Raw genomic sequence first — 23,532 nt, forward strand, 5'->3', positions numbered from 1 at the left:
ATACACTGTATCACGCCGTCAAGAACCCCATCGGGGCTCCTGCCATCGCGTTCAATTAACGGCTCAACGCGCTGCCGCGGGAACCGCACCGAGACTCACTCGTCCGGTGGATCGGCGTGGCGATTTGAGTCCCCACGTCCATTGGCCCTTCAGCGAATCGTCATTCGGTCCGGCCGACGATCTTGTCGACATTGCCCCGCGTCATCGAGTGATAACCTCCGCGGGTCCTGGCGTAGAGGGCCTTGGCAATCGCCTGCCCCCATTTGTCCTGCGCCATCAATGTCGCGAACAGCGGCGAGACGAACTTGTTGCGGCCCACGCGGGTGAGGAACTCCTCGGCCTGCGGCACCACCGGCTGATAGCGGTTGCGCAGCGCGGCATCGAGCCACAGGAACTGCACCTCGGTGTTGCCCGTCTGCGACAAGCCAAGCGTCTGGTCGAGCGCGGCCAGTTCGTTTGCAGACAACTCCTCGGGCAGGCGCTCAAGGAAACGGCGCTGCTCGGCGGCGCTCCACTCGGGCCATTCGGCTTCGATCACGGTCAGATCGCGGCTTTCCGCATAGGCGTCCACCGCTGCATCCACCGCAGCGAAGGCCTCCGGATCGGGCTTCAGCGCGTTGGACGGCAGGCCCGTGCCATAGACCCATTCGTCAAGCATCAGCTTGTCTTCCAGCTCCTCGTCCCCCTCAAGCAGGTTCTCGCGCATATCGGCAAGGAACATCTCCGAGGTTGCTGGCTGGAAGGCGTGGCGGTCGAACCAGCTACGCAGCCAGGCATCGAACTTCTCGCGCCCGACGGTGCTCTCGACGGTACGCAGGAAAACGGTGCCCTTGTCGTAGATCGCCTCGCCCGCGGTATCGAACGGGCTGGTGCCAGGCGGGGTGCGCATCGCGGTAACCGGGTTGCCCTCACCCATCTCCTCGACCATCTTGGCGAGTGCCGCATAGCTCAGCGCATATTCCTGCTCGGCGCGCAGTTTGCCGAACACCTTCTCGCTGATGCGGCTTTCGATATAAGAGGTTACACCCTCGTTCAGCCAGCCATCGCGCCAGCTGGCGTAGGTGACGAGGTTGCCCGACCAGCTATGCGCCAGTTCGTGCGCCACGAGCCCAGTGTTTGAGCGGTCCCCCGCGATGAAGGTCGGGGTGAGGAAGGTCATCACCGGGTTTTCCATGCCGCCATAGGGGAAGCTCGCTGGCAGCACGATCATGTCGTAGCGGCCCCAGCGATAGTCGCCATAAAGCTCCTCGGCGGCGTCGATCATGGCCTCGGTATCGCCCAGCTCCTTCTTCGCCGCTTCGAGCACCGATGGCTCGGCCCAGACGCCGGTACGCGGCCCAAGCTGCGCGAAAGCGATGTCGCCGGCTGCAATGGCAATGAGATAGGGCGGGACCGAGTGTTCCATCTCGAAGGTGTAGACCTTGGTGCCGTCCGGCCCGTTGGCAGGGTCGCCCCGACGGATGCCGCTCATCACCACGCCCAGCGCGGTGGGCGCGGCGATGCGGGCGTCCCAGCTCTGACGGATACCGGGGCTGTCCTGCGTGGGGATCCAGCTGCGGTTGAGGATCGCCTGGCCCTGGCTGAACAGGAACGGATGCTCCTTGCCTGCGGTCTGCTCGGGATCGAGCCATTGCAGAGCCTCGGCTCCGGGCGCGCTCTTGTAGGTGATGACGATCTGCTCTGGCGCGGTCACCGTGCCGTTGTCCTCGGCGAAGCTGATCGTGAAAGGCTCGCCCTTTTCGCTGCCATCAGGGTTTTCGCCCAGCTCGAAGCTGAGCGGCTCGCCGTCGCCATTGGTGACCGCAGACACTTCCAGACCATTGGAATCAAGCACGATTTCGCGCGCATCATCGGCCGCTTCGATATCCAGCGTGGCGGTGCCGCCAACCTGCTCTGCCTCGAAATCGAGCCCCAGATCGAGCGAGACATGCGTCACGCGCGCCTCGGTGGGGCGCGCCCAGGTAAAGTCGTCGTGAGCCTCTGCGCTGGTCAAGATCGGCGCGACAAGGCGCTCTTCCGCTGGCTCATCGCCGGTCGAACAGGCAGCAAGAGCAAAGGCCAGCAAGGCAGCGGGACGGGACAGGCGCATGCAATTCTCCGAAGCGGCTGGCCGGGACTGGCGGCCAGTTTCACCGGCAACTACAACAAAATCGGAGGTCCTGTCATCCCTCTGTCCTCAGCGCCGTTGCAATCAGCTCCAGGTGACCTCGGGCGGAAGGCTCATCAAAATCGCGTCGATATTCCCGCCGGTCTTGAGGCCGAACAGCGTGCCACGGTCGTAAACGAGGTTGAACTCGACATAGCGCCCGCGCCATTCCTTCTGTGTGGCCTTGTCGACCTCGGTAAAGGGCGTGTCCATCCGTTCGCGGACGATCTTCGGGAACACATCGAGAAAGGCCTCGCCCACATCTCTGGTAAAGGCGAAGTTGCGCTCGAAACCGGCCATGTCATCGCATTCGAGATGGTCGTAGAAAATGCCGCCCACTCCTCGCGCCACATTGCGGTGGGGGATGAAGAAGTAGTCGTCGGCCCAGTTCTTGAAACGTTCGTAATAGGTCGGGTTGTGCGCCGAACAAGCCGCGCGCAGCCGCGCGTGAAAAGCTTCGGTGTCCTCCGGATACTCGATGGCAGGGTTGAGATCTGCCCCGCCCCCGAACCAGGCTGCCTGCGTAGTAAGGAAGCGGGTGTTCATGTGCACGGCAGGCACGTGCGGGTTAGCCATGTGCGCCACCAGGCTGATGCCGGTGGCAGTGAACTCGGGATGTTCCTCGCTGGCACCGTTGACCGTGGCGGCGAACTGGGGTGCGAATTTGCCCGAAACGGTCGACACATTGACGCCGACCTTCTCGAACACCTGCCCTTTCATCTTGCCCTGCACGCCCCCGCCGCCGTGCGAGCCATCGTCGGTATCGCGGTCCCACGGGACATAGTCGAAGGCGGCGTCGGACCCGGCCTCGCGTTCGATTGCCTCGAACTCGGCGCAGATGCGATCGCGCAAGCTCTCGAACCAGGTACGGGCGGCTTGGGTTTGGTCGGTCCAGGTCATGCAAGCGGCCTTGCCATCGCCGCGCGCCTGCGGCAAGGGAGAGCAATGGTTCCCCTTTCGTTCGCCTTCCCGTTTTGCGACGAGGAATTCGTGCTCCTGCCGGGCCGCGCGCTGTTCTGGCCGCGCGAGCAGGCGCTGCTGGTGGCCGACCTGCATCTTGAAAAGGCGAGCTTCTATGCAAGGCACGGCCAGTTCCTCCCCCCCTACGACAGCCGCGAAACGCTTGGCCGGCTGGCCGAGGCAGTGCGCGAGACAGGCGCAAGGCGAGTGTTCTGCCTAGGTGATAACTTTCACGATTCGGCAGGTTCCACCCGGCTGGAAGAGCACGCCGCCGGAATGCTTGCCGCGCTCACACGGGCTACCGACTGGGTCTGGATCACCGGCAATCACGATCCGGCGATGGAGGCCCGCCATGGTGGCGCCATGGCCGAAGAACTGGAAGTCGCAGGCATAGTGCTGCGGCACGAAGCGCGCAAAGGCGAGCTACGGCCCGAGCTTTCGGGCCATTTCCATCCGCGACTCCAGCTCAAGGTCCACCACCGTCATATCCGCAGGCCCTGCGCGGTGGTGAGCCGCGATGCCCAGGGCGCAGGGCGCATGATCCTGCCCGCTTTCGGCGCGCTAACCGGCGGGATGAATGCGGCCGACCCAGCGATTCTCAAGGCGCTCCAGCCTGCCTGCGCAATCGACGCGCTCGTACCGGCGGGGAACAAACTGGCGCGGTTTTCGCTTTGGAGAGACGCGGCCTACCCTCTGGTATTTCGGCCCGAACGCTCCTACATAGTCTCTGAATAAATCGACCCGACGCAATAGCAGGAGCAAAACCCATACCTCGTCCACCCCGCCGCATGATGGCACCGCCGGTCAAGTCCGGCCCCAAATACGACAATTTCATCCAGGCCAACAAGGTTCGCGTGATCGACGATCAGGGCGAGAATATTGGCGTGATGTACACCAACGAAGCGATCGAGCAGGCGCAAGGGCTCGGGCTGAACCTCGTCGAGGTATCCCCGAACGCCGATCCGCCGGTGTGCAAGTTCCTCGACGTCGGCAAGCATCGCTACGAAGCGCAGAAGAAGGCCAACGCCCAGCGCAAGACGCAGAAGACGCAGGACATCAAAGAAATCAAGATGCGTCCCAACATCGACGATCACGACTATGACGTGAAGATGAAGGCGATGCATAAGTTCATCGACAACGGCGATAAGGTGAAGGTCACACTTCGCTTCCGCGGCCGTGAGATGGCGCACCAGCACCTCGGCATGGATCTGCTGAAGCGGGTGCAGGAAGACATGGCGGAAGGCGCCAAGGTCGAAGCCTATCCGCGCCTCGAAGGCCGCCAGATGCTGATGGTTCTCGCCCCCAAGTAATACTTGGGAGGCGAAACCCTCGTCTCATTACCGCAGCTGAACAATGTGGTTCAGGCAACACAGCCGCTTGTCCGGGAACAATCGGGCACAAGCGTCTGTTGCTTTGTGTATGGCACCCACGCCTTCGCCTTGGCCCGCGAGCAGCCGGTTCTGGCTCGCTTTTGTCGCGGCGCTGACGCTGGGTCTTGGCGCTTGCGGCGAGGAAGGCCGCGTGCCGCGCAGCAGCGAGCCCGATTCTCCGACAACCACGCCCACTCCCACTTCACCGCTGCTGCCGAGCGCAGGCGGGCCGTCCCCTCCGCCGGGCTACACCGACGGATCTGGCATCAACGAACACTATCCCGATCTCACCCCCAAGCCGTTGGCCGAAGATCTCGAAGGAACCGAGGTTGGCGCGCGCAACGTGTTGCTATCGTTCATCCGCGCGATCGAACTGCGCGAGTATGACCAAGCTTGGGGTATGCTCGACGAAAGCGCGCAACAGGGCTGGAGCAAAGCCGCGTTCAACGCCTTTTTCGATGGCCTTAGCAACATCACCGTTTCCGCGCCCGGAGGCCAGATAGAAGGTGCGGCAGGCTCATCCTACTATACCAGCCAGACAGAGCTCACTGCCACCGATGCAAATGGGCGCCCGGTCCAGATGGACGGGGCGCTTGTGCTACGCCGTGTGAATGATGTGCCCGGCGCTAGCGAAAGGCAATTGCGCTGGCAGGTCAGCCGCGTCGATTTGAAGCGGCCGCAATAGCCCATCGCAAGGCTGCTTGCCGATATCCTGCGCTGCGCTACACTCTTCGTAAAGGGCACGGACCAAGGGGGAGCGAAACGTGGCGATAAGTGCGAGCCGCATTGGCTTCTGGATCGGCCTGATCGGCTTCGCGCTGACTCTTGTGATCGCGCCGCCGGAGGGAATGAGCGCTGCGGCCTGGCATACTGGCGGGCTGGTGGTGTGGATGGCAGCCTGGTGGATGACCGAGGCCGTCCCGCTCACCGCGACGGCTTTGCTGCCGTTCGTGGTCCTTCCGTTTTCCGGCGCCGGTAGTGCCGATGCGGTTGCCAGCGACTACTATTCTCCGATCCTGTTCCTGATCCTCGGCGGCGCTTTTCTCGCGCTGGCGATAGAGCGGACCGGCCTGCACAAACGGCTCGCCCTTTTCCTGCTTGCCAGTGTTGGCGGTGGCGGCGGGGCATGGCGCATCCTGCTTGCCTTCATGATCGCGGCGGCGGCGCTTTCAAACGTCATCTCCAACACTTCCACCACCTTGATCATGATGCCGATGGCGCTGGCAGTCATCGCCGGGGGCGGCTCGGGGGACAACGACCAGTCGGGCCTTGCCGGTGCGCTGCCCATGGGAATCGCCTTTGCCGCCAGCATCGGCGGTCTCGGTACGATCATCGGCTCGCCCACCAACGCCATTGCCGTCGCGCTGCTGCGCGAGACTGCCGGGATAGAGATCAGCTTTGCGCTCTGGGCGCTGTACGGGATACCGATTGTCTTGCTTGGCGTTCCCCTCGCGGCATGGCTGATTGCCCGGGTGCAGCGGATCGCAGAGCACCCCTTCGATACCGCCGCCGCCTGCGCCGCCATCGACCCGCACGGCCCCTGGTCCATTGCAGAGCGACGGTTGGTGCCCGTCATTGCGGTGACATTCGGTGCCTGGATGCTGCGCCCGCTGGTCGCGCCGTGGCTGCCCGCCGGATCGCTGACCGACGGAACCATCGCGGTGATTTCCGCGCTTACGCTGTTCGTCCTGCCCGACGGAACCGGGCGGCCCATGCTCCTGTGGCGCGAGGCCGACCGCGCGCCGTGGGGCGTCATCATGATGTTCGGCGGCGGGCTGGCGCTGGCCGGAGCGATGACCCGCACCGGATTGGCCGACTGGCTCGGCGAAGCGCTGCTGCCGCTGGAGAGCTTTCCGCTGGTGATGGTTGCGCTGGGCCTTGTTGCAATGGTGGTGCTGGTGACGGAATTTGCCAGCAACGTTGCCACCGCGAGCGGCATCGTGCCGGTGGTGGCAAGCCTTGCCACCGCGCTCGGCGGCGATCCGATGCTGCTGGCCATGTCGGCAGCGCTCGCATCGAGCTGGGGCTTCATGCTGCCAGCCGGAACCGGCCCCAATGCTATTGCCTGGGCCACCGGACGCATCGTGCTATCGCGTATGGTGCGCGCCGGGCTGTTGTTGGACCTTGCCGGAATTGGGCTGATTGTTGGAATAGTCTGGAGCCTAGGCCTTATCGTACGCTAAGGGAAAATACCTAATGCACGGAATGCCGCCCCTTTGCCAAGGTTGCGTATGGCCTCTCCCTCGATAGCGGATATGGGGAATTACGCATGGGGCATGAGTCTCGCGTTGGTGTGAGGGAAGAGCAGGCGAGCGGCGCTCGGCTGTGGCGACTTCTGGGCCTGGGTACGCGGCCGAGCGAGCGTCGACACGATCGCATGCCCAACCCGCGCAATGCGCACCGGTCGCAATTGCTCGAAGCGATCAGCGAGTTTCTGCTGCGCCACGATCTGGCCGTCTCGCCCGATAACCTGCTGCGCGCCCACGCGATCATGACCAAGACCAACATGCGCCTCGCCAACATCGTGCTCGACCGTGAGGAAGCGGGCGAGCCGATCACGCAGGCGTGGCTCGACGAGCAGATGAGCGAGTGCGACACCACCGACTCGACCTCGTCCAACCTCGATCGCCTTGCCCGCGAACTGGACCGTTCGATGGAGCGCTTTGGCGAAAGCACGCGCAGCGCCCACGAAGCCGCCAGCGATTATGGCGCAAAACTGGCGCAGCAGACCGAGATGGTGGCGAACTCCTCCTCCGAAGAGGAGGTCGTCACCAGCCTCGCGCAAGTGGCTCGGGCGATGCTCGATCGCACGCGCGAAATGGAAGCGCAGATGAAGAAGAGCGACGAAGAGTCGCGCCATCTGCGCCGCAATCTGGCCAAGGCCCGCCGCGATGCGAGCATCGATCACCTGACCAATCTGCCCAACCGACGCGCTTTCGAAGACGTGTATAAAAGTGAATGGGTCGCCGCCCAGGCCGAGATGGAACCGATGTGCCTGGCGCTGTGCGACATCGACTTTTTCAAGAACGTCAACGACACGCACGGCCATGACACCGGCGACCGGGTAATTCGCGCGGTGGCGCAGGCGCTGGACCGGATTTCCGACAGTTGCCATGTGGCCCGCCACGGCGGCGAGGAATTCGTGCTGCTGTTCCGCGGGCTCGACCTTGCCGGCGCAAACGTCGCGCTCGATGCGGCGCGCGAACGGTTTGCGGCGCGCCACTTTGTCGACAAGGTTTCGGGCAAGGCGATTGGCGGGGTTACGTTTTCCGGCGGACTGACCGACGTTTTCGCCCACCCCGACCTGTCGAGCGCGCTGCGCAGCGCCGATGCAGCGCTCTATCGCGCGAAGGAAGCGGGGCGGAACCGGATCGAGTTGGGTTGAGAGGGCGGTGAGGCTGCTCGGCCCGCAAGACTGCCGTCGGCAATAGCCGCTCCGATTGCCGTTCAGCGCATCCTATCTGGTGCGGGCGGTGGCGGCGGCGGCACCACTGCCGGAGGCGGTGGTGGGGGAGGCAGCGGCGGACGCGGTATCGTATCGCTACGAGTGTAGACGCCGGGTGACGCCGCTGGCGGTCCGGCCGCACGCGCCGCTTCGATCGCCCGTTCGTCGGCCTCGCGTTCTGCGCGCTCCATTTCCTCGGTCCAGCGCACAAACCGCCCGATTACGCCGAAAGCGCGCACTTCGAGCAGATCGTCTGACAGCAAGGCCATGGTAGAACTGCCACGGGCGAGCCTAGCGTAAGCTCGCCTTACCGGCGTCTCTTCGCAGAGCGCGAGCGTGCTCGTCATCATCCGCTCGCCAGTGCGCGGATCAGGGGCACCCTCATAGCTCCAGTAGTTGCACCCATCGCGGCCGCCGCGAACTTCGCCTTCGCGCACCACGATCCACATACGGTCGGCGCGCACATCGATCCCGCCGATTTCTTGTGCGCGCCAGGTGCCACGCTCGGGTCCGTCGAACCATGCCCGCCAGTCGATCACATATCCGGATACACCCGCGACAGCCACCAGAAGCGCCAGCGCGACCAATGGCAGTAACAGCCGCACCGTCCACTTTTCGAAGGCCCCTCCCCGATTCGGCGGCGGGTTCACCTCAGCCCTTCCAGGTCCGCCGCTCTTCAGCCGACTTCAGCACTTCGTAGGCAAGCTGCAACTTCTGGAATTCCTCGGCGGCTTCCTTGTCGCCGGGTTTCACGTCCGGGTGAACCTTCTTCGCTCGCGCGCGCCATTCGCGCTTGATCGCCTCAAAATCGGCATCGGTCTCCAGCCCCAGCACTTCGAGCGCGCGCATCTCGTCCTGGCTGCGCGTGCCATCGCCGCTGCCGCCCCAGCCATAGTGGGCACTTTCGGCATAACCGGCGTTGTCGCGCTGCTCTGCGCTCGCGCGGTTCGCCGCCTCTTCCTTGCTCAGGCCCTCGAAATAGTCCCATTTCGAATTGTACTCGGCCGCATGCTTCTCGCAGAAATACCAGCGGTCGGGACTGTTCGGGCTCTTGGGTGCGGGGCATTTGCCCGGCTCGGTGCAGCCGTGGCGGTCGCACAGGCGAACCTCGGCGGCTTCGCGCGTGCTTTCATACCCGCGCCAGCGAGGAAATCCCCAGTCGTTAGATCGGCGTGCGCGGCTCATTCCGCCCATATAGGCACAATGCACGCGGGCGGAAACCCGCGCTGTCGTAAATCTGCGCGGTCACCCGGCGATACAAAATGATGCATTATGCTGCGTTGCAATATGGAGGCGGTGTCTTATCTGCGAACGTAGACAATCGACCCAAGGCGTAAGACGTGAGCAAGCAACTGAGCATTTCGGCAAAGGCATCGGTTCTGGCGATGGCCCTGTTTGCCCTCAGCACGCAGCTCGGCGCGTGGGCTTCGCCCTCGCCCTCCCCCGATGCGTCCGCGCATATGGAAACGGGCGCGACGACCAGTGCCATCGCGCCCGCGGTCGGCCGACTCGTGCCGGCTCTCCCCTCCATTCGATAAACTAGTCGATCATCACCGTGACCGCGCGGCGGTTGCGCGCCCAGGCGGCCGGAGTCGATGCGGTATCGACCGGGCGTTCCTCACCATAGCTCACCACGCGCAGACGGTTCTCGGCAATGCCGAGGCTGACCAGATAGGCGCGCGCGGCATTGGCACGGCGTTCGCCCAGCGCCAGGTTGTAGTCGCGCGTACCGCGTTCGTCGGCATGGCCTTCGACGGTGGCGCGGGCCGAGGGATACTGGGTCAGATACTCGGCCTGACGGCGCAGCGCCGCCATATCGGTGGCATCGATGTCGTACTGATCGGTGTCGAAATAGATCGTGTCCGCCCCGGCCATGGCGGTAGAGAAGTGCGTTTGCGAGCCGGGCTGCGGACCGCGCGGAGTAGATGCAGGGGTCGGAGCCGGTGTGGAAACGTCACGCGGCGCGGGCGGGATTTCCTCGGGCGGCTCCTTTTTACAGGCCGCCAAGGCGAGCACGCTGGACATGGTAAGCGCGATGACAATGCGATTCATCCTATTGGCTCCTAAAATGGCGACAATCGCCGGAAGACTATCATGCCGTAATTACTTCGGCACGCTAATTTGGTCGTGGGGTTATGGCAAGACCGGACCCCAGGCCGGATCGGATGCGCCCACCGGGGTTTCCAAACGGCGCAAGTTATCGCCGGTCAGATCGACCTGCCAGATGCTCGAATCGCCCGAACCGCGCTCGGATCGGAAGAACTGGATGATGCGGCCATTGGGCGCCCAGGTCGGGGCCTCGTCCTGCCAGCCGTGCGTGAGCACGCGCACGTTGCCGCCCGAGGGCGTCATCACCGCGACGTTGAAGTCGCCAGCGATGCGGGTGAAAGCAATCTGGTCGCCGCGCGGGCTCCATTCGGGGGTGGCGCAGCGGCCCGAGGCGAACGAGATTCGGCGCTGGTTCGAACCATCGGCGTTCATGACATAGCACTGCTGCGCGCCCGAGCGATCGCTCTCGAATACGATCTGGCTGCCGTCGGGTGAATAGGAGCCGCCCACGTCGATGGCCGGGCTGTCGGTGAGGCGCAAGGGCGTACCGCCGCCGCTGGCCGACACACGATAGATGTCGGTGTTGCCGCCAATCGCCATGGAATAGAGGATCCACTTGCCATCCGGGCTCCACCGCGGGGCGAAGGTAGGGTTGCTGCTCTCGGTCACCAGAACCTGCTGGCGCGTCTCGATGTCGTAGACGTAAATACGCGGATTGCCGTCGGTGTAGCTGAGATAGGCGATCTTGCCGTAATCGGGCGAATAGCGCGGGGTCAGCGCGGTGGCGCGGCCATTGGTGATGAAGCGGTGGTTCGCGCCGTCGCTGTCCATGATCGCCAGCCGCTTGATGCGGTTATCCTTGGGGCCGGTTTCGGCGATATAGGCGATACGGCTGTCGAAAAACGGGCTTTCGCCGGAAAGGCGCGAATAGACGAGGTCAGCGCACTTGTGCGCGGCACGGCGCCATTCGTTCGGCAGCACCACCCAGCCCTCGCGCGCCAGCTCGCTCTGGAGGGCAACATCATAGAGATAGCAGCCGACGGTCAGCTTCCCGTCTGCCGCGGCGCGGACATAGCCCTGCACCAGCATTTCCGCGCTGCGGCCCTGCCAGGTGGCATAGGCAGGCGCGGTGATCTGATCGTAAGTGGGGCGCGGCAGCGCATCGGGGCCGACCGGGCGAAACAGACCATTGTTGCGAAGATCGTTGAACACGACGCGCGCCAGCTCCTGCCCCAGTGCGGTGGTGCCGGATGAGTTGGCGGGCGTGGGCTGTTCGCGGTTGGTGGCGAAGGCGGGAATGGCGATGCCGGTATCCTGCCAGGCGCTGTCGTCGGTGACGGTACCGCGCAGCGGGCCGTTTTCGCCGCCATCGTCCATTGTGGTTTCCACCGGCTGGGCACCGATGCCCGCCGGATCGAGATCGGGCAGCAAGTCACCGTTAGACTGTGCGACGGCAGGGGCCGAGAACAGCATGGCAACAGCAGTGAGCAGGGCGGCTTTTTTCATCACAATCTCCGGTCGAATTCCCATTCGAGGTCGTTCCAGCGGCTGTAGAACTGTTCTGGCAGGCTGGAGAAATCGGCCAGCTGCACCGCACGGATAGCCCGCTCGCAGTGCAGTTGCGCCTGCGGGCGGTTGCTGTCGGTAATGCCGCGCTGGCCGATGCAGCGCGGCTGGCCGTTCAAAGTTCCGTCCCGGTTGAGCTTCCAGCCGACCACGGTCACCAGCTGTTCTACATCGACGCCCGAGGGCGCGGTCCAGTTGGGGCGCAATGCACGCGTGATCGCCGAGGAAAGCGCCGCGCGTTCGGTCTGCCCGAAAGTGGCGGCGGGCGATCCGCGGGTGCCTGTCGAAGCGCTTGAGCCCTCCAGGAAATCGGCACCGATACGGCTGCCGCCCGAGGTCGGCCTGCTGCTGGGTGCCGGGGTGGGTGCGGGCGTGGTGCGTGACGTAGGCCGTGAGGTCGGCTGCGCCGTAGGCCGCGCGGTCGGGCGGGCGGTGGGCCGGGAAGTCGGGCGCGGCTGCGGGGTCTGTGTGGCGCGCGCGGTGGGGCGCGGTGCCGGCTCTTCGACCGGCGGCTGCACAGCGCGTTCCACCGGGCGCGCGACTTCGGGCTCAGCCGGTTCGGGCGCGGGTACGTCGGCAAGGGTCGGCGCATAGGCCGCAGCAGGCTCGGAGCTCGGGTCGGGCGCGGTCGATTCGAGGCTTACCTCGGTGGCAAGACTGACATCGATGCGTTCTGGCGGTGCGCGCATCGGTGACGCACTATCATGCAGGACCAGAAACGCGCCCAGCGCCACGTGCAGCACAACGGCTGCGCCGAGGCCGACATATTCTTCACGGGTCAGGGTGCCTGTCTGGGCCATAAGCGATCCGGGCTATGGAGCTTCGGATGAACTGTTGCTGACGAGCGAGATGGCGGTGAAGCCCGCCCGGTTCAGTTCGCCCATCACCGCAATCGCGCGGCCCCAGTCGATGCCGCGATCGGCCCGAAGGGTCACTTGCGGGCGCTCGGCGCCGGGGGCGCCAGCAATCGATTCGAGCGCCGTTGGCAGCGTGCCCGGCTCAATCAGCACATCGTCGATATAGACATAGCCCTCGCGGTCGATCGAGATCGTGATCTGATCGGGTGTCTGATCGAGCGCGGCGGCGCGGCTGTCGGGCAAGTCGATGGGTACACCGCTCGCCATCATCGGGGCGGTGACCATGAAGATGATAAGCAGCACCAGCATCACGTCGACAAACGGCGTGACGTTGATCTCCGCCATCGGCGCGCGGCGCGTGGAGCGCCCTCGCCCGCGGCTGTGCTTGAGGACGCCCATCGCCATCAGATCGATTCCATCTCGCGGCCGATTTCGCTGCTCACACGGTCGGCAAAGCGCTGCAACCGGGCCTCGAACAAACCGACCTTACCGCTAAAGCGGTTGTAGGCGATCACGGCCGGGATGGCTGCGAACAGCCCAATGGCGGTGGCGAACAGCGCCTCCGAAATGCCGGGCGCCACCACGGCGAGCGAGGAATTCTGCTGCTGGCCGATCGAAAAGAAGCTGTTCATGATGCCCCAAACGGTGCCGAACAGGCCCACAAATGGTGCAACCGCGCCCGTAGTTGCCAGAAAGCCGAGCCGTGCGGCGAGACTGTCTGCCTCTTCGGCAACCTGCCCCTGCATCGCCAGCGCAATCCGCTCGCGCGCGCCTTCACGGTCGCGCAGACCCGCCTTCTGCGTTCGGCGATATTCGGCCACGCCAGCATAGGCGACCCGCGCCGAGGGGCTTTCCTTGCGCCGCCGCGCGTCAAGCAGCGCATCGAGATTGTCGTTGCTCCAGAAGTCTTCCTCGAACTGGGTTGCCTTGCGGTTCAGCCCGGCGAGCCGCAGCGAGAAACCGATGATGATCGCCCAGACCCAGATCGAGGCCAGCAGCAGACCGATGATCACCGCCTGCACCACGATATCGGCATCGAGGAACAGCTGCATCGGATCGAGCCGGGTCGGCGCGGACAGGCTGGTGGCGGCAAGCAGCGAAAGCGTGGTCATTTACAGACTCTTCCTTAGGATTCTTCGGCCCCGGCGAACCGGGCAAATTTCGCGCGCCACGCATCAGGCTGGCGGCGCGGACGACCATCGGGGGAAACAAAGCCGATGCGAAGGTTCACCTCGGCCAGAACTTCGGCACTCTCCAGAGCGGTCGGCGCAATTGCCAACGGACGCACAATGCGCTGATACATGCGGACGCTGGCAGCGCGCAAGCTGGTTGCGCGCGTTTCCACCACAAGCCCGTCGCCCAGCTTGGCGGGGCGCTTCCAGGCGATCTCGGCATCGGCCACGGCGTAGGCACCCTCGCCCGCCTCCTGCGCCGTGCGCTGGTCGACATCGAGCAGGTCGAGCAGGTCCGAACGCGCGCGTTCGCAGTACTTCAGATAATTGGCGTGATAGACGATGCCCGAAAGGTCGGTATCCTCGAAGAACACGCGCAGCGCATAGTAGTGGCAGGAGCCGACAATGCGCCCGCTCGCTGGCAAAGGCAGTTCGACCATAGGCCGCTTAGCGTGCCAGCATCGGGCCGAGCGGCGCGCCGCCGAACAGGTGGACGTGAAGATGCGGCACCTCCTGCCCTCCATGCCCGCCGACATTGGCAAGTGCGCGATAGCCCGGCTCCACCAGCCCCTGCTCGCGCGCTACATGCCCCACCGCGCGGACAAACCCGGCAATCTCGGCCTCGCTCGCGCGGGCGGAGAAATCGTCCCAACTGACGTAGGCACCCTTGGGGATTACCAGGATATGGATTGGCGCCTTCGGATCGATATCGTGGAAGGCGAGCGCGTGTTCGTCTTCATAGACGGTCTTGTTCGGGATCTCTCCGCGCAGGATCTTGGCGAAGATGTTGTCCTCGTCGTAGGGCTGGGTTGCGTCGATTGCCATTACTCGCTCCTCGCTGCCTTTTCGGCGAGGCCGCTCATGCCCTCGCGCCGATCGAGTTCGGCCAGCACCTCTTCCAGCGCAACATCCTTTGCGCCCAGCAGCACCAGCAGGTGAAAGAGCAAATCCGCCGCCTCGCCGATCAGTTCCTGCCGCTCCCCCGAAAGCGCGGCGATGACGGTCTCAACCCCCTCTTCGCCCACCTTCTGCGCGATTTTTTCCAGCCCCTTGGCGTGGAGCCTGGCGACATAGCTTTCATCGGGCGACGCGGCGCGGCGGGAGGCGATGGTCTGTTCGAGGCGGGCAAGCGTTTCCATGGCCGGTGCCATGCGCGAGCCGTGGCCGCGCCGTCAAGCAGCGCGTGCGGCGAACTGATCCGTTCTGGCGGCGATCAGTCGTCTTGCTGTGGGCGATTGCGCATGGCGGCGTGGCGACCGATCAGCACACCCGTTGCGCCAATCGCGAACAGCAGCGTGGTGGAAGCTTCGTCCACCGGTACAGCGCCAGCCGCATGGGCCGCCGCCGGAATGGCCGCAAGAATCATGGCAGAGGCGATAAGGCGTGGCGTCATGGCCGCGCCAAAGCACCATTTTTAACCGATTTTCAACCTTTATGAACAGCGTGTCCCGATTCGGGATCGCTAACCGCGTGCAGGCAGCCCCGCCGCGCGCAAGGCCGCATGGGCCTCGGCAATCGAATGGGTGCCGAAATGGAAGATGGAGGCGGCCAGAACGGCGCTCGCCCCGCCCTCGGTCACGCCTTCGACAAGATGCTGGAGGTTGCCCACCCCGCCCGAAGCGACCACCGGCACCGAGACGGCATCGGCAATGGCGCGGGTCAGCTTGAGGTCGTAGCCTTTCTGGGTGCCGTCGCCATCCATGCTGGTGACGAGCAGCTCGCCCGCGCCAAGATTGGCGAGCTTCACCGCATGTTCGATGGCGTCGATACCCGTGGGGCGGCGGCCACCATGGGTGTAGATCTCGTAGTGGTCCTCGTTCCAGCGCGCGTCGACCGAGGCGACGATGCATTGGCTGCCCATCTTCTCGGCAATGTCGGCCACCACTTCAGGGCGCGAGACGGCGGCGGAATTGACCGCGACCTTGTCCGCCCCCGCCAGCAGCAGCGCGCGGGCATCTTCCACCGTGCGGACGCCGCCGCCCACGGTAAGCGGCATGAAGCAGACCTCGGCGGTGCGCTTGACGATGTCGAGCAGCGTGCCGCGCCCTTCGTGGCTGGCGGAAATGTCGAGGAAGCACAGCTCGTCGGCCCCGGCCTCCGAATAGGCCTGCGCCTGTTCGACCGGATCGCCGGCGTCCTTGAGGTCAACGAAGTTCACACCTTTGACCACACGGCCATCGGCGACGTCGAGACAGGGGATGACGCGGATACGGACGGTCATGGTTTCGAAGCCTCAATGATTATCGCGCAAGGATCGGCGCCCTCGCAGGCCTCACGCCCCATCTCCTCTACCACGACGAGCGAAGAGCCGAGCAGACAGGCACACCAGGCCGCTATACCGAGCTTGAACAGGCCCGGATGAGCGCTGCGGCCTGCGGCGAACTGGGCAAAAGCCGTTCTCCGATACCAAAGGTCATGCACCAGAACGCCCGTACAGGCGATTGCGAGAGCAGTAGCGATCAGACCCAGCGCACTCACGCCCGATCCGCCATCTGGATCGCCGCCGCCAGATCGAGCCGCCCCTCGTACAGCGCGCGGCCCGTGATAACGCCCTCGATCCCGTCTTCGGCATGAACCGCGAGCATCCGGATATCGTCGAGCCCCTTTACGCCGCCCGAAGCGATCACCGGAATATCGACGCTGCGCGCCAGCTCCACGGTGGCCTCGATATTGCAGCCCTTGAGCAGCCCATCGCGGCCAATGTCGGTGAACAGCAGCGAGGCCACGCCCGCATCCTCGAACCGGCGGGCAAGATCGCGCACCGGCACGTCGGACACTTCGGCCCAGCCCTCTGTCGCGACCATGCCATCGCGCGCATCGACCGCGACGACGATGCCGTTCTCCCATTCCTTCGCCATCTGCTTGACGAATTCGGGATCTTTTAGCGCCGCCGAGCCCATCACCACGCGCGAAACGCCAAGGTTGAACCAGCCCTCGACCGCCGCCGCATCGCGAATGCCGCCGCCCAGCTGGACATGGCCGGGAAACGCCGCGACAATCGCTTCGACCGCCTCGCGGTTCTCGGCCCGGCCCGCGAAGGAGCCATCGAGGTCAACCACGTGCAGGAACTCCGCCCCCGCCTCGGCGAAGATCATCGCCTGCGCGGCAGGGTTGTCGCCATAGATGGTGGCGCGGTCCATATCGCCTTCGGCAAGGCGCACGACCTGTCCGGCCTTGAGGTCGATGGCGGGAAAAACGATCACGGTTTCCACTCCAGAAAGCGGGCGAGCAGGTCGAGCCCATAGCGCTGGCTCTTTTCCGGGTGGAACTGCACGCCGATGATATTATCGCGCGCCACGGCCGCCACCAGCCCGCCGCCGTGGTCGGTCATGGCGGCGACATCGTGGCCGTTCTCAGGCGCGAAGTGATAGGAATGAAGGAAATAGGCCTCGCCCGGTTCGAGCAGGTCATCATCGCCGTGATGCGGGGTAAGCGCCACGTCGTTCCAGCCCATGTGCGGCACGCGGATGGCGGGATCGGTGCGCTCGATCTTCTCGACCTCGCCCGCAATCCAGCCCAACCCCGGCGTGACGCCGAATTCGAGCCCGCGATCGGCCAGCAGTTGCATCCCCACGCAGATGCCGAGGAAGGGCACGCCTTTGCCCAACACCTGCTCGGTCAGCGCCTCGACCATGCCGGGAATGCCGAACAGCCCGTCGCGGCAGGCCTTGAACGCGCCGACACCCGGCAGCACGATCCGCTGCGCGCCGCGCACGAACTCGGGATCGTCGGTCACGGTGATGAACTCGCTGCCGGCAGCGGTCAGCGCGTTGTGAACCGAGTGCAGGTTGCCCGCGCCGTAATCAATGAGCGCGACCCTGTTACCCATGGTTGTTTTCCGCCCGCCCATCCGGGCGTGCACTCCTCGCTAGATGGGCAGACAACCTGCCCCCGCTGCGGGCGGCCGGTCGGCCTTGCGGCTGCGTTGCAGCCGTTGTCATGTTTCTACCCACCAAGCTGCCCTTTCGTGCTCGGGATCGCGCCGTTCTTGCGCGCGTCCAGCTCGACCGCCTGCCGCATCGCACGGGCAAAACCCTTGTAGAGCGCCTCGCAGATGTGGTGGTTGTTGGTGCCGTAAAGCACCTGACAGTGCAGCGTCAGCCCCGCCGCCTGCGCCACCGACTGGAACCAGTGCTCGATCAGCTCGGTATCCCACTCGCCGAGCTTTTCCTGCGTGAAGCGAGCCTTGAACACGCACCACGGACGGCCCGAAATATCGACCACCACACGCGCCAGCGTCTCGTCCATCGGCGAGTGCGCCTCGCCATAGCGGCCGATCCCGGCCTTGTCGCCGAGCGCCTGTGCCAGTGCCTGGCCAAGCGCGATGGCGCTATCTTCTGTGGTGTGGTGCTGATCGACATGGAGGTCGCCCTCCACCTTCAGCGTGACGTCGATCAGCGAATGGCGCGAGAACTGCTCGACCATATGATCGAGAAAGCCGATCCCGGTCGAAATGTCATAGGCTCCCGTGCCATCGAGATCGACCTCGACGGCAATGGAGGTTTCCTTCGTGGTTCGCTCTGTCCGGCCTGTGCGCATGGGCCTCGCCTATAGGCCGCTGTGCCACAGGTGCAAGATATCCCACAATTGCGACCGCCTTGCGACTTGACCTTGGGCGCAGCGATAGTCACCTAGCCTCCCATGAGCGACGAAGCGCCCGATAGCCTGATCCCCTATGATGAAATCGTGCAGGAAGCCCTGCGCGCCGTGGTCGGCCGCGTGCTCGGCTCGGTAGAGAAATCCGGCGGCGAACTGCCCGGCGGCCATCATTTCTACATCACCTTCAAAACAGCCGCGAGCGGGGTCGACATCCCTTCCGCGCTACGCGAACGTTTCCCCGACGAGATGACGATCGTGCTCCAGAACAAGTTCTGGGATCTGTCGGTGGGCGAAGACGGGTTCTCGGTTGGCCTCAGCTTCAACCAGATTCCTTCGAAGCTGGTCATCCCGTTCTCCGCGATCACGGCCTTTGTCGATCCTGCGGTGGACTTCGGCTTGCAGTTCCAGGCCGCGATTGACGATTTCGAGCAAGGCGCGCCCGACGACGAAGAAGCGGACCTGACAAACGAGGACGGCGAGCCCATCGCGAAGAGCGAAGACGGCTCGAATGTCGTGACAGTGGATTTTGGCCGAAAGAAATAGGACCGATTGCGCTCGTTTTGCGTTAGACTGGGTATATGACCCGCAAATCCAAAGCCAAGCGCACCGCCCAAGCCGAAGATGGCAAGCCCCTTGCCCACCCGGTCATTGCCGAAATCCTGATCGTCATCATTGCCTCGCTCCTGCGCAATATGGTTGTGCAGATGCTCGAGAGGGGCAAGTTCGTGCAGACGGAAAGCGACCGCAAGCTGCTCAAAAGCAGCCCCGCGCGCCGGGTTGGTCTGGTGGGTGTTAAGCACCTCGCCCGAAGCTCGGTTCCCGGTGCGCTGCTGGTAGGCGCGGGGATCATCGCCAATACCGTGATTCGCGGCCGCAACGGGGAATAGCGCTCTTTTGCTAATGATCCGGGCTTGATCGCCCGGCCCGGCTTGCGCCAAGAGCGGCTATGGCCGAATCCAAGACCCTGCCGCGCCGCGGCTTGATGTTCATTCTCTCCTCGCCCTCGGGCGCAGGCAAGACCACGATCGCACGCAAGTTGCTCGCCGCCGAGCAGAGCCTGGCGATGTCGGTATCCGTCACCACCCGCCCGATGCGCCCCGGCGAAACCGAGGGGCAGGACTATTTCTTTACCCAGCGTTCTGAATTCGACCGCATGGTTGAAGCCGGCGAGTTCCTCGAATGGGCAGAGGTGTTCGGCAACTGCTACGGCACACCGCGCGCGCAAATCGCCGGAGGGCTCGCCGCCGGGCAGGATTACCTGTTCGATATCGACTGGCAGGGCGCGCAGCAATTGTCGCAGGCCGCTGGGCCCGATGTGGTCTCGGTATTTCTGCTGCCCCCGAGCATTGCCGAACTCGAACACCGCCTCCGCTCGCGCGGGACCGACAGCGACGAGGTGATCCGGGGCCGGATGGACCGCGCACGCGCCGAAATCAGCCATTGGGACGCTTACGACTACGTGCTCGTAAACAGCGATGTCGAAGCCTGTTTCGAGGAAGTGGGCGCCATCCTTCACGCCGAACGCTTGAAGCGCGAACGGCAGCGCGGCCTGATCGAGTTCGCGCGCGAATTGATGCGCTGACTTGTCTCGCGCAGGGTGAGCGGCTAGCCGCGCTGGCAAATAGACAACGAGGAACACGCAGCATGACCGCCGAACTCCAGTCCGCCATCGAAGCCGCTTTCGAAGACCGCGCCAATGTCACCCCCGCCAGCCGCGAGGTCGCCGAGGTCGTCAACCAGGCGCTCGAGCTGCTCGATAAAGGCGCGGCCCGCGTTGCAGAACCCGACGGGAACGGCGGCTGGCAGGTCAACCAGTGGCTGAAGAAAGCCGTGCTGCTCTCGTTCCGCCTGCGCGACAACGTGGTGATCGAGAACGGCGCGGGCGGCGCGCCGGCTTTCGACAAGGTGCCTAGCAAGTTCTCCGGCTGGGGCGATAACATGTTCTCCGAGGCGGGTTTCCGCGTGGTGCCAGGCGCGGTGGTGCGCCGGGGCAGCTTCATCGGCAAGAACGTGGTGCTAATGCCGAGCTTCGTGAACATCGGCGCTTTCGTCGATGAAGGCACGATGGTCGATACCTGGGCGACAGTCGGCTCCTGCGCGCAGATCGGCAAGAACGTGCACATCTCGGGCGGAGCGGGTATTGGCGGCGTGCTTGAGCCGTTGCAGGCCGGCCCGGTGATCATCGGTGACGGCGCCTTCATCGGCGCGCGTTCGGAAGTGGCCGAAGGCGTGCGCGTGGGCGAAGGTGCGGTGCTGTCGATGGGCGTCTATCTCGGCGCCTCGACCAAGATCGTCGACCGCACGACCGGCGAAGTTCACATCGGCGAAGTGCCGCCCTATGCGGTGGTGGTCCCCGGCACCATGCCCGGCAAGCCGCTGCCCGATGGCACCCCCGGCCCCAACCTCTACTGCGCAGTGATCGTGAAGACGGTCGATGCGCAGACCCGCTCGAAAACCGGGATCAACGAACTGCTGCGCGACTGAAACGCGTACGCGGAGGGTCGCTGACCGCAAGCCTGTGGATCGAGTTCGTCGTTTCGGCGAGGCTGGTGGTCGCCACCATCGTGATCCACGGCTTGGGGCTCTTCAGCCATAGCCGCGCGCTGCGCACCGAACGGTAGGTCGAGCGCATTCAGCACACCGATGCACTGTCGCTGCGCGGCGTGGCCTTCACCTTAATTTATCGTTCTGGCGGTGGGCGCTAACGGGAACCCTTGAAGCGGCGATCAACTATTCGTCGCTCTCCTACTCCACCGTCGGCTATTCGGATGTTCACGTAGCGCTCGATTGGCGGCTCGTGGGCGCTTTCGAGAGCATCATCGGGGTCATCATGTTGGGATGGTCGACCGCCTTCTTCCTTCGTATGCCGGGGCGCATCGATCCAGGCTGAAGTGGAACCAGCAGGGCCCTGAGTGCGTAGTTCTGGTAAGAACACAATCGAAAGGCAGCAAAATGCAACAGGATAAACAGCAGCTTCATGTCGAAACCGACGAGGCGCGCGGCGGGTCGTCACCCAACGTCGTTCGCTGGGTGCTGGGCGCCAGCCTCCTTCTCGCAGTGATTGCCATGTCGGCGATCTGGATCATTCCGGCGCTGGCCTAAATCGTGAGCAACGCCAACAGCTTCAGAAGCGGACAGTACGTCACCTGGTCGTGGGGCAACGGCACCGCCGAGGGCCAGATTGCCGAACGGTTCGAACGCGAGGTCACGCGCACTCTGAAGGGGAGCGAGATTACACGGAAGGGCGACGCGGACAATCCAGCCTATCTGATCAAACAGGATGATGGCAGCGAACTGCTGAAATTGGGCTCTGAAATCGAGGCAAAAGGCTGATGGATCAACAATCGCAAGCACGACAGGAAGCCGCCGGCGCAGCCCTTGCCGCCAAGCGCGGCAAGGCAGACGCATCGAAGTTGGATGGCGTGGCCCGGACCCTTTACGAGCGCATGAGCGAAAGCGAGCTTGAACAAGAGGCTGCAGCAACGCACGGTGTCTTGCCCGAGTCCGAGGCTGACACCAACTCCGGCGATCTTGCTCGAGGTTAGTTGGTCGCCGTCTCGATTGGCGGAACGTCCGCCATGCTGGCGGCATAGGCTTCGGCCTTCTTCAACACCCGCATCATGTTGCCGCTGGAAATCTTTTCGAGATCTTCCTGTGAATAGCCGCGCCGCGCCAGTTCGGTGAACAGCGCGGGGTAGCCGGTGACATCTTCCATCCCCACGGGCCCGCTGAACATCCCGTCATAATCCCCGCCGATGCCGATGTAGTCGACGCCGATCAGGTCGCGGATGTGGTCGATATGGTCGGCCATGTCGGCAATTGTGGCATCCGGCACGGGGTTGGCATCGTCCCACGCCACCAGCCCGGCTTCGACTGCTGCCGGATTGCCGAGATTGAGCGATTCCAGCCGCGCTTTTTCGGCGGCGCGGTTGGCGTTGCGCTGGCGCTGGCCCTCGCTGATATAGCCGGGCAGCGCCACCACCATCACGATACCGTCATTTTCGGGCAAACGCCGCAGCACCGTGTCGGGAACATTGCGGGCATGACCAGTGACCGCCCGCGCGCTCGAATGGCTGAACATCACCGGCGCGTCGGTCGCATCGAGCGCGTCCATCATCGTCGCCTCGCTGACGTGGCTGAGATCGATCATCATGCCCAGCCGCGCCATTTCCTGCACCAGCTGCACGCCCCAGTCGGTGAGCCCGTCATGCTCGGGATCGTCGGTGGCGCTGTCAGCCCAGCTGGTGTTCGACGAATGAGTAAGTGTCATGTAGCGCGCGCCGAGGTCGTACATCTGGCGCAGCACGGCGAGGCTGGTGCCGATCGAGTGGCCGCCTTCCATCCCGATCATCCCGGCAATCTTGCCCTCGGCCAGCGCCTTCTCGACATCGCCGGAGGTGAGCGCCAGCGTCATGTCATCAGGGTTTTCGGCGATCAGGCGCTTAAGGACATCGATCTGCTCCAGAGTGGTCTGCACCGCCACCGGCTCTTCAAGGCTGGCCGAAACGTAGACCGACCACCATTGCACCCCGACCTTGCCTTCGCGCAGGCGGGCGATATCGGTGTGCATCTCGCCCGGCGTCCAGCGCTCGCCTTCAAGCGTGTGCGTGAAGTCGAAATCGCCGATCACATTGCCGAACCGTCCGCGCAGCTGGCCGGGTACGTCGTTGTGCCCGTCCCACACGGGTGCTTCTTCAAGCGCGGCCATGGCCGTCTCTTCCGGGGTCTGCGCCGCAGCAGGCAGCGAAAGCGCTAACAACGAAGCGGCGAGCATCAGACGGGAAACGGACATGCGACCTCCTATGTGGTATCGCCGCATATCACCCCAGCTTGACCTATGTTGCAAGGCACAATGGAGCTTGTGACGCGGACGCTGGCAGGGCATGACCCCGATCATGGTGAGAACGATCCTGCGTTGGCTCTTGGTGCTGCTCTATCTCGCGGCGGGATACTTCCACGTCACCAGTCCGCTCACCTTCCTTGCGATCATGCCCGGCTGGGTGCCCTACCCGCTCCAGGTGATCTACTGGACGGGCCTTGCCGAAGTGGCGGGCGCGGTCGCGCTGGCGCAGCCGTTCGGGCCATGGTTGCGCAAGGCGGCCGGGGTGGGTCTGGCGCTCTATGCGCTGTGCGTGTGGCCCGCCAACGTCAACCACATGCTGATCGACCTTGCCCGGCCTGACGACGGCCTGGGCCTTGCCTACCACGTCCCGCGCATGATCGCGCAGCCGCTGCTGATCTGGCTCGCGCTGTGGACCGCCAAGGTGATCGACTGGCCCTTCACCCGCCAAGGCCGATAGCGCCACCTGCCAAGCTGATCGGGCAAGGTGTGACAGGTGTGACACCGTTCTGAGCAGAAACTTTCGGG

At 64.3% G+C, this 23,532-nt stretch carries 33 protein-coding genes and 1 pseudogene; 15 read left to right on the plus strand and 19 right to left on the minus strand.

What is annotated here, in order from left to right; all coding sequences use genetic code 11:
• Positions 1–160 precede the first annotated feature (160 nt).
• Positions 161–2,089, minus strand: coding sequence for a M1 family metallopeptidase (locus E0473_RS05865; protein ID WP_137679866.1), 1,929 nt, complete (start codon positions 2,087–2,089; stop codon positions 161–163).
• A gap of 102 nt (positions 2,090–2,191) precedes the next feature.
• Positions 2,192–3,046 carry an oxygen-dependent coproporphyrinogen oxidase gene (gene hemF, locus E0473_RS05870; protein ID WP_137679867.1) on the minus strand — a complete coding sequence of 285 codons (855 nt, stop codon included), beginning with the start codon at positions 3,044–3,046 and terminating at the stop codon, positions 2,192–2,194.
• Between the two features lie 45 nt (positions 3,047–3,091).
• On the opposite strand from hemF, the gene pdeM reads away from it, so the two are divergent.
• From pdeM to E0473_RS05895, 5 genes are all read left to right on the plus strand, one after another.
• Entirely contained in the window at positions 3,092–3,841 is a 750-nt protein-coding gene (pdeM, locus tag E0473_RS05875) for a ligase-associated DNA damage response endonuclease PdeM (protein WP_137679868.1), read from the plus strand.
• A gap of 53 nt (positions 3,842–3,894) precedes the next feature.
• The gene (gene infC, locus E0473_RS05880; RefSeq protein ID WP_137679869.1) at positions 3,895–4,416 is read left to right on the plus strand and encodes a translation initiation factor IF-3; all 522 of its coding nucleotides are present in this window, start codon (positions 3,895–3,897) and stop codon (positions 4,414–4,416) included.
• A 109-nt stretch (positions 4,417–4,525) separates the two neighbouring features.
• On the plus strand, positions 4,526–5,161 hold the full coding sequence (locus E0473_RS05885; RefSeq protein WP_137679870.1) for a hypothetical protein: 636 nt from the start codon (positions 4,526–4,528) through the stop codon (positions 5,159–5,161).
• 85 nt (positions 5,162–5,246) lie between these two features.
• A complete protein-coding gene (locus tag E0473_RS05890; RefSeq protein WP_137680077.1) occupies positions 5,247–6,659 on the plus strand; it encodes an SLC13 family permease in 1,413 nt (470 codons plus the stop codon).
• Positions 6,660–6,853: 194 nt separating this feature from the next.
• Positions 6,854–7,861 (plus strand): GGDEF domain-containing protein, encoded by a 1,008-nt coding sequence (locus E0473_RS05895; protein ID WP_161981529.1) that lies wholly within the window; start codon positions 6,854–6,856, stop codon positions 7,859–7,861.
• A 62-nt stretch (positions 7,862–7,923) separates the two neighbouring features.
• Here E0473_RS05895 and E0473_RS05900 read toward each other — a convergent pair whose 3' ends face one another.
• Positions 7,924–8,526 (minus strand): hypothetical protein, encoded by a 603-nt coding sequence (locus E0473_RS05900; RefSeq protein ID WP_161981530.1) that lies wholly within the window; start codon positions 8,524–8,526, stop codon positions 7,924–7,926.
• 46 nt (positions 8,527–8,572) lie between these two features.
• Positions 8,573–9,106 (minus strand): J domain-containing protein, encoded by a 534-nt coding sequence (locus E0473_RS05905; RefSeq protein ID WP_137679873.1) that lies wholly within the window; start codon positions 9,104–9,106, stop codon positions 8,573–8,575.
• Positions 9,107–9,261: 155 nt separating this feature from the next.
• Between E0473_RS05905 and E0473_RS05910 the strand changes: the two genes are divergently transcribed.
• Entirely contained in the window at positions 9,262–9,459 is a 198-nt protein-coding gene (locus tag E0473_RS05910; protein WP_137679874.1) for a hypothetical protein, read from the plus strand.
• A gap of 1 nt (position 9,460) precedes the next feature.
• Here E0473_RS05910 and pal read toward each other — a convergent pair whose 3' ends face one another.
• The 13 genes from pal to hisB form a co-directional block, all read right to left on the minus strand.
• Entirely contained in the window at positions 9,461–9,973 is a 513-nt protein-coding gene (gene pal / locus E0473_RS05915) for a peptidoglycan-associated lipoprotein Pal (RefSeq protein ID WP_137679875.1), read from the minus strand.
• 81 nt (positions 9,974–10,054) lie between these two features.
• Complete coding sequence (tolB, locus tag E0473_RS05920) at positions 10,055–11,476, minus strand: Tol-Pal system beta propeller repeat protein TolB (protein WP_137679876.1); 1,422 nt, start codon at positions 11,474–11,476, stop codon at positions 10,055–10,057.
• Positions 11,476–12,336: an energy transducer TonB gene (locus E0473_RS05925; RefSeq protein WP_137679877.1), complete on the minus strand. Its 861-nt coding sequence runs from the start codon at positions 12,334–12,336 to the stop codon at positions 11,476–11,478. Before E0473_RS05925 ends, tolB begins: the two co-directional genes overlap by 1 nt.
• 12 nt (positions 12,337–12,348) lie before the next feature.
• Positions 12,349–12,798, minus strand: coding sequence for an ExbD/TolR family protein (locus tag E0473_RS05930; RefSeq protein ID WP_137679878.1), 450 nt, complete (start codon positions 12,796–12,798; stop codon positions 12,349–12,351).
• Positions 12,798–13,505 (minus strand): protein TolQ, encoded by a 708-nt coding sequence (gene tolQ / locus E0473_RS05935; protein WP_137679879.1) that lies wholly within the window; start codon positions 13,503–13,505, stop codon positions 12,798–12,800. The genes E0473_RS05930 and tolQ overlap by 1 nt, the downstream gene beginning before the upstream one ends.
• Before the next feature lie 14 nt (positions 13,506–13,519).
• Positions 13,520–14,005: an acyl-CoA thioesterase gene (locus E0473_RS05940; protein WP_137679880.1), complete on the minus strand. Its 486-nt coding sequence runs from the start codon at positions 14,003–14,005 to the stop codon at positions 13,520–13,522.
• Positions 14,006–14,012: 7 nt separating this feature from the next.
• Positions 14,013–14,390, minus strand: coding sequence for a histidine triad nucleotide-binding protein (locus E0473_RS05945; RefSeq protein WP_137679881.1), 378 nt, complete (start codon positions 14,388–14,390; stop codon positions 14,013–14,015).
• Positions 14,390–14,704: a phosphoribosyl-ATP diphosphatase gene (locus E0473_RS05950; protein WP_137679882.1), complete on the minus strand. Its 315-nt coding sequence runs from the start codon at positions 14,702–14,704 to the stop codon at positions 14,390–14,392. Before E0473_RS05950 ends, E0473_RS05945 begins: the two co-directional genes overlap by 1 nt.
• A 74-nt stretch (positions 14,705–14,778) precedes the next feature.
• Positions 14,779–14,958 (minus strand): hypothetical protein, encoded by a 180-nt coding sequence (locus E0473_RS05955; protein ID WP_137679883.1) that lies wholly within the window; start codon positions 14,956–14,958, stop codon positions 14,779–14,781.
• A 69-nt stretch (positions 14,959–15,027) separates the two neighbouring features.
• Positions 15,028–15,786: an imidazole glycerol phosphate synthase subunit HisF gene (hisF, locus tag E0473_RS05960; RefSeq protein ID WP_137679884.1), complete on the minus strand. Its 759-nt coding sequence runs from the start codon at positions 15,784–15,786 to the stop codon at positions 15,028–15,030.
• Positions 15,787–16,039: 253 nt separating this feature from the next.
• A complete protein-coding gene (gene hisA / locus E0473_RS05965; RefSeq protein ID WP_137679885.1) occupies positions 16,040–16,768 on the minus strand; it encodes a 1-(5-phosphoribosyl)-5-[(5-phosphoribosylamino)methylideneamino]imidazole-4-carboxamide isomerase in 729 nt (242 codons plus the stop codon).
• Complete coding sequence (gene hisH / locus E0473_RS05970; RefSeq protein ID WP_137679886.1) at positions 16,765–17,394, minus strand: imidazole glycerol phosphate synthase subunit HisH; 630 nt, start codon at positions 17,392–17,394, stop codon at positions 16,765–16,767. The genes hisA and hisH overlap by 4 nt, the downstream gene beginning before the upstream one ends.
• Before the next feature lie 116 nt (positions 17,395–17,510).
• Complete coding sequence (gene hisB, locus E0473_RS05975; RefSeq protein WP_137679887.1) at positions 17,511–18,104, minus strand: imidazoleglycerol-phosphate dehydratase HisB; 594 nt, start codon at positions 18,102–18,104, stop codon at positions 17,511–17,513.
• Between the two features lie 102 nt (positions 18,105–18,206).
• On the opposite strand from hisB, the gene E0473_RS05980 reads away from it, so the two are divergent.
• From E0473_RS05980 to dapD, 4 genes are all read left to right on the plus strand, one after another.
• On the plus strand, positions 18,207–18,707 hold the full coding sequence (locus tag E0473_RS05980; protein WP_137679888.1) for an SspB family protein: 501 nt from the start codon (positions 18,207–18,209) through the stop codon (positions 18,705–18,707).
• 35 nt (positions 18,708–18,742) lie between these two features.
• Positions 18,743–19,051: a hypothetical protein gene (locus tag E0473_RS05985; protein ID WP_137679889.1), complete on the plus strand. Its 309-nt coding sequence runs from the start codon at positions 18,743–18,745 to the stop codon at positions 19,049–19,051.
• A gap of 59 nt (positions 19,052–19,110) precedes the next feature.
• Entirely contained in the window at positions 19,111–19,746 is a 636-nt protein-coding gene (gene gmk / locus E0473_RS05990) for a guanylate kinase (protein ID WP_137679890.1), read from the plus strand.
• Positions 19,747–19,808: 62 nt separating this feature from the next.
• The gene (dapD, locus tag E0473_RS05995) at positions 19,809–20,648 is read left to right on the plus strand and encodes a 2,3,4,5-tetrahydropyridine-2,6-dicarboxylate N-succinyltransferase (RefSeq protein WP_137679891.1); all 840 of its coding nucleotides are present in this window, start codon (positions 19,809–19,811) and stop codon (positions 20,646–20,648) included.
• Here the strand turns inward: dapD and E0473_RS15370 are convergent.
• Positions 20,626–20,796 (minus strand): hypothetical protein, encoded by a 171-nt coding sequence (locus E0473_RS15370; RefSeq protein ID WP_161981531.1) that lies wholly within the window; start codon positions 20,794–20,796, stop codon positions 20,626–20,628. The two genes, dapD and E0473_RS15370, sit on opposite strands and share 23 nt — an antisense overlap.
• Positions 20,797–20,886: 90 nt before the next feature.
• Between E0473_RS15370 and E0473_RS15815 the strand changes: the two are divergent.
• From E0473_RS15815 to E0473_RS06010, 4 genes and pseudogenes are all read left to right on the plus strand, one after another.
• A pseudogene (locus E0473_RS15815) lies at positions 20,887–21,054 on the plus strand (ion channel); the annotation flags it as partial.
• Between the two features lie 62 nt (positions 21,055–21,116).
• Entirely contained in the window at positions 21,117–21,266 is a 150-nt protein-coding gene (locus E0473_RS15495) for a hypothetical protein (RefSeq protein WP_162848939.1), read from the plus strand.
• Between the two features lie 3 nt (positions 21,267–21,269).
• On the plus strand, positions 21,270–21,497 hold the full coding sequence (locus tag E0473_RS06005) for a hypervirulence associated TUDOR domain-containing protein (protein WP_137679892.1): 228 nt from the start codon (positions 21,270–21,272) through the stop codon (positions 21,495–21,497).
• Complete coding sequence (locus tag E0473_RS06010; RefSeq protein ID WP_137679893.1) at positions 21,497–21,709, plus strand: DUF3008 family protein; 213 nt, start codon at positions 21,497–21,499, stop codon at positions 21,707–21,709. Before E0473_RS06005 ends, E0473_RS06010 begins: the two co-directional genes overlap by 1 nt.
• Here E0473_RS06010 and E0473_RS06015 read toward each other — a convergent pair.
• On the minus strand, positions 21,706–22,956 hold the full coding sequence (locus E0473_RS06015) for a dipeptidase (protein WP_137679894.1): 1,251 nt from the start codon (positions 22,954–22,956) through the stop codon (positions 21,706–21,708). The genes E0473_RS06010 and E0473_RS06015 overlap by 4 nt on opposite strands.
• Before the next feature lie 103 nt (positions 22,957–23,059).
• Between E0473_RS06015 and E0473_RS06020 the strand changes: the two genes are divergently transcribed.
• The gene (locus E0473_RS06020; RefSeq protein ID WP_137679895.1) at positions 23,060–23,464 is read left to right on the plus strand and encodes a DoxX family protein; all 405 of its coding nucleotides are present in this window, start codon (positions 23,060–23,062) and stop codon (positions 23,462–23,464) included.
• Positions 23,465–23,532 lie beyond the last annotated feature (68 nt).

The sequence above is a fragment of the Aurantiacibacter suaedae genome (assembly GCF_005434915.1).
GTDB classification, from domain to species: Bacteria; Pseudomonadota; Alphaproteobacteria; order Sphingomonadales; family Sphingomonadaceae; genus Alteraurantiacibacter; species Alteraurantiacibacter suaedae.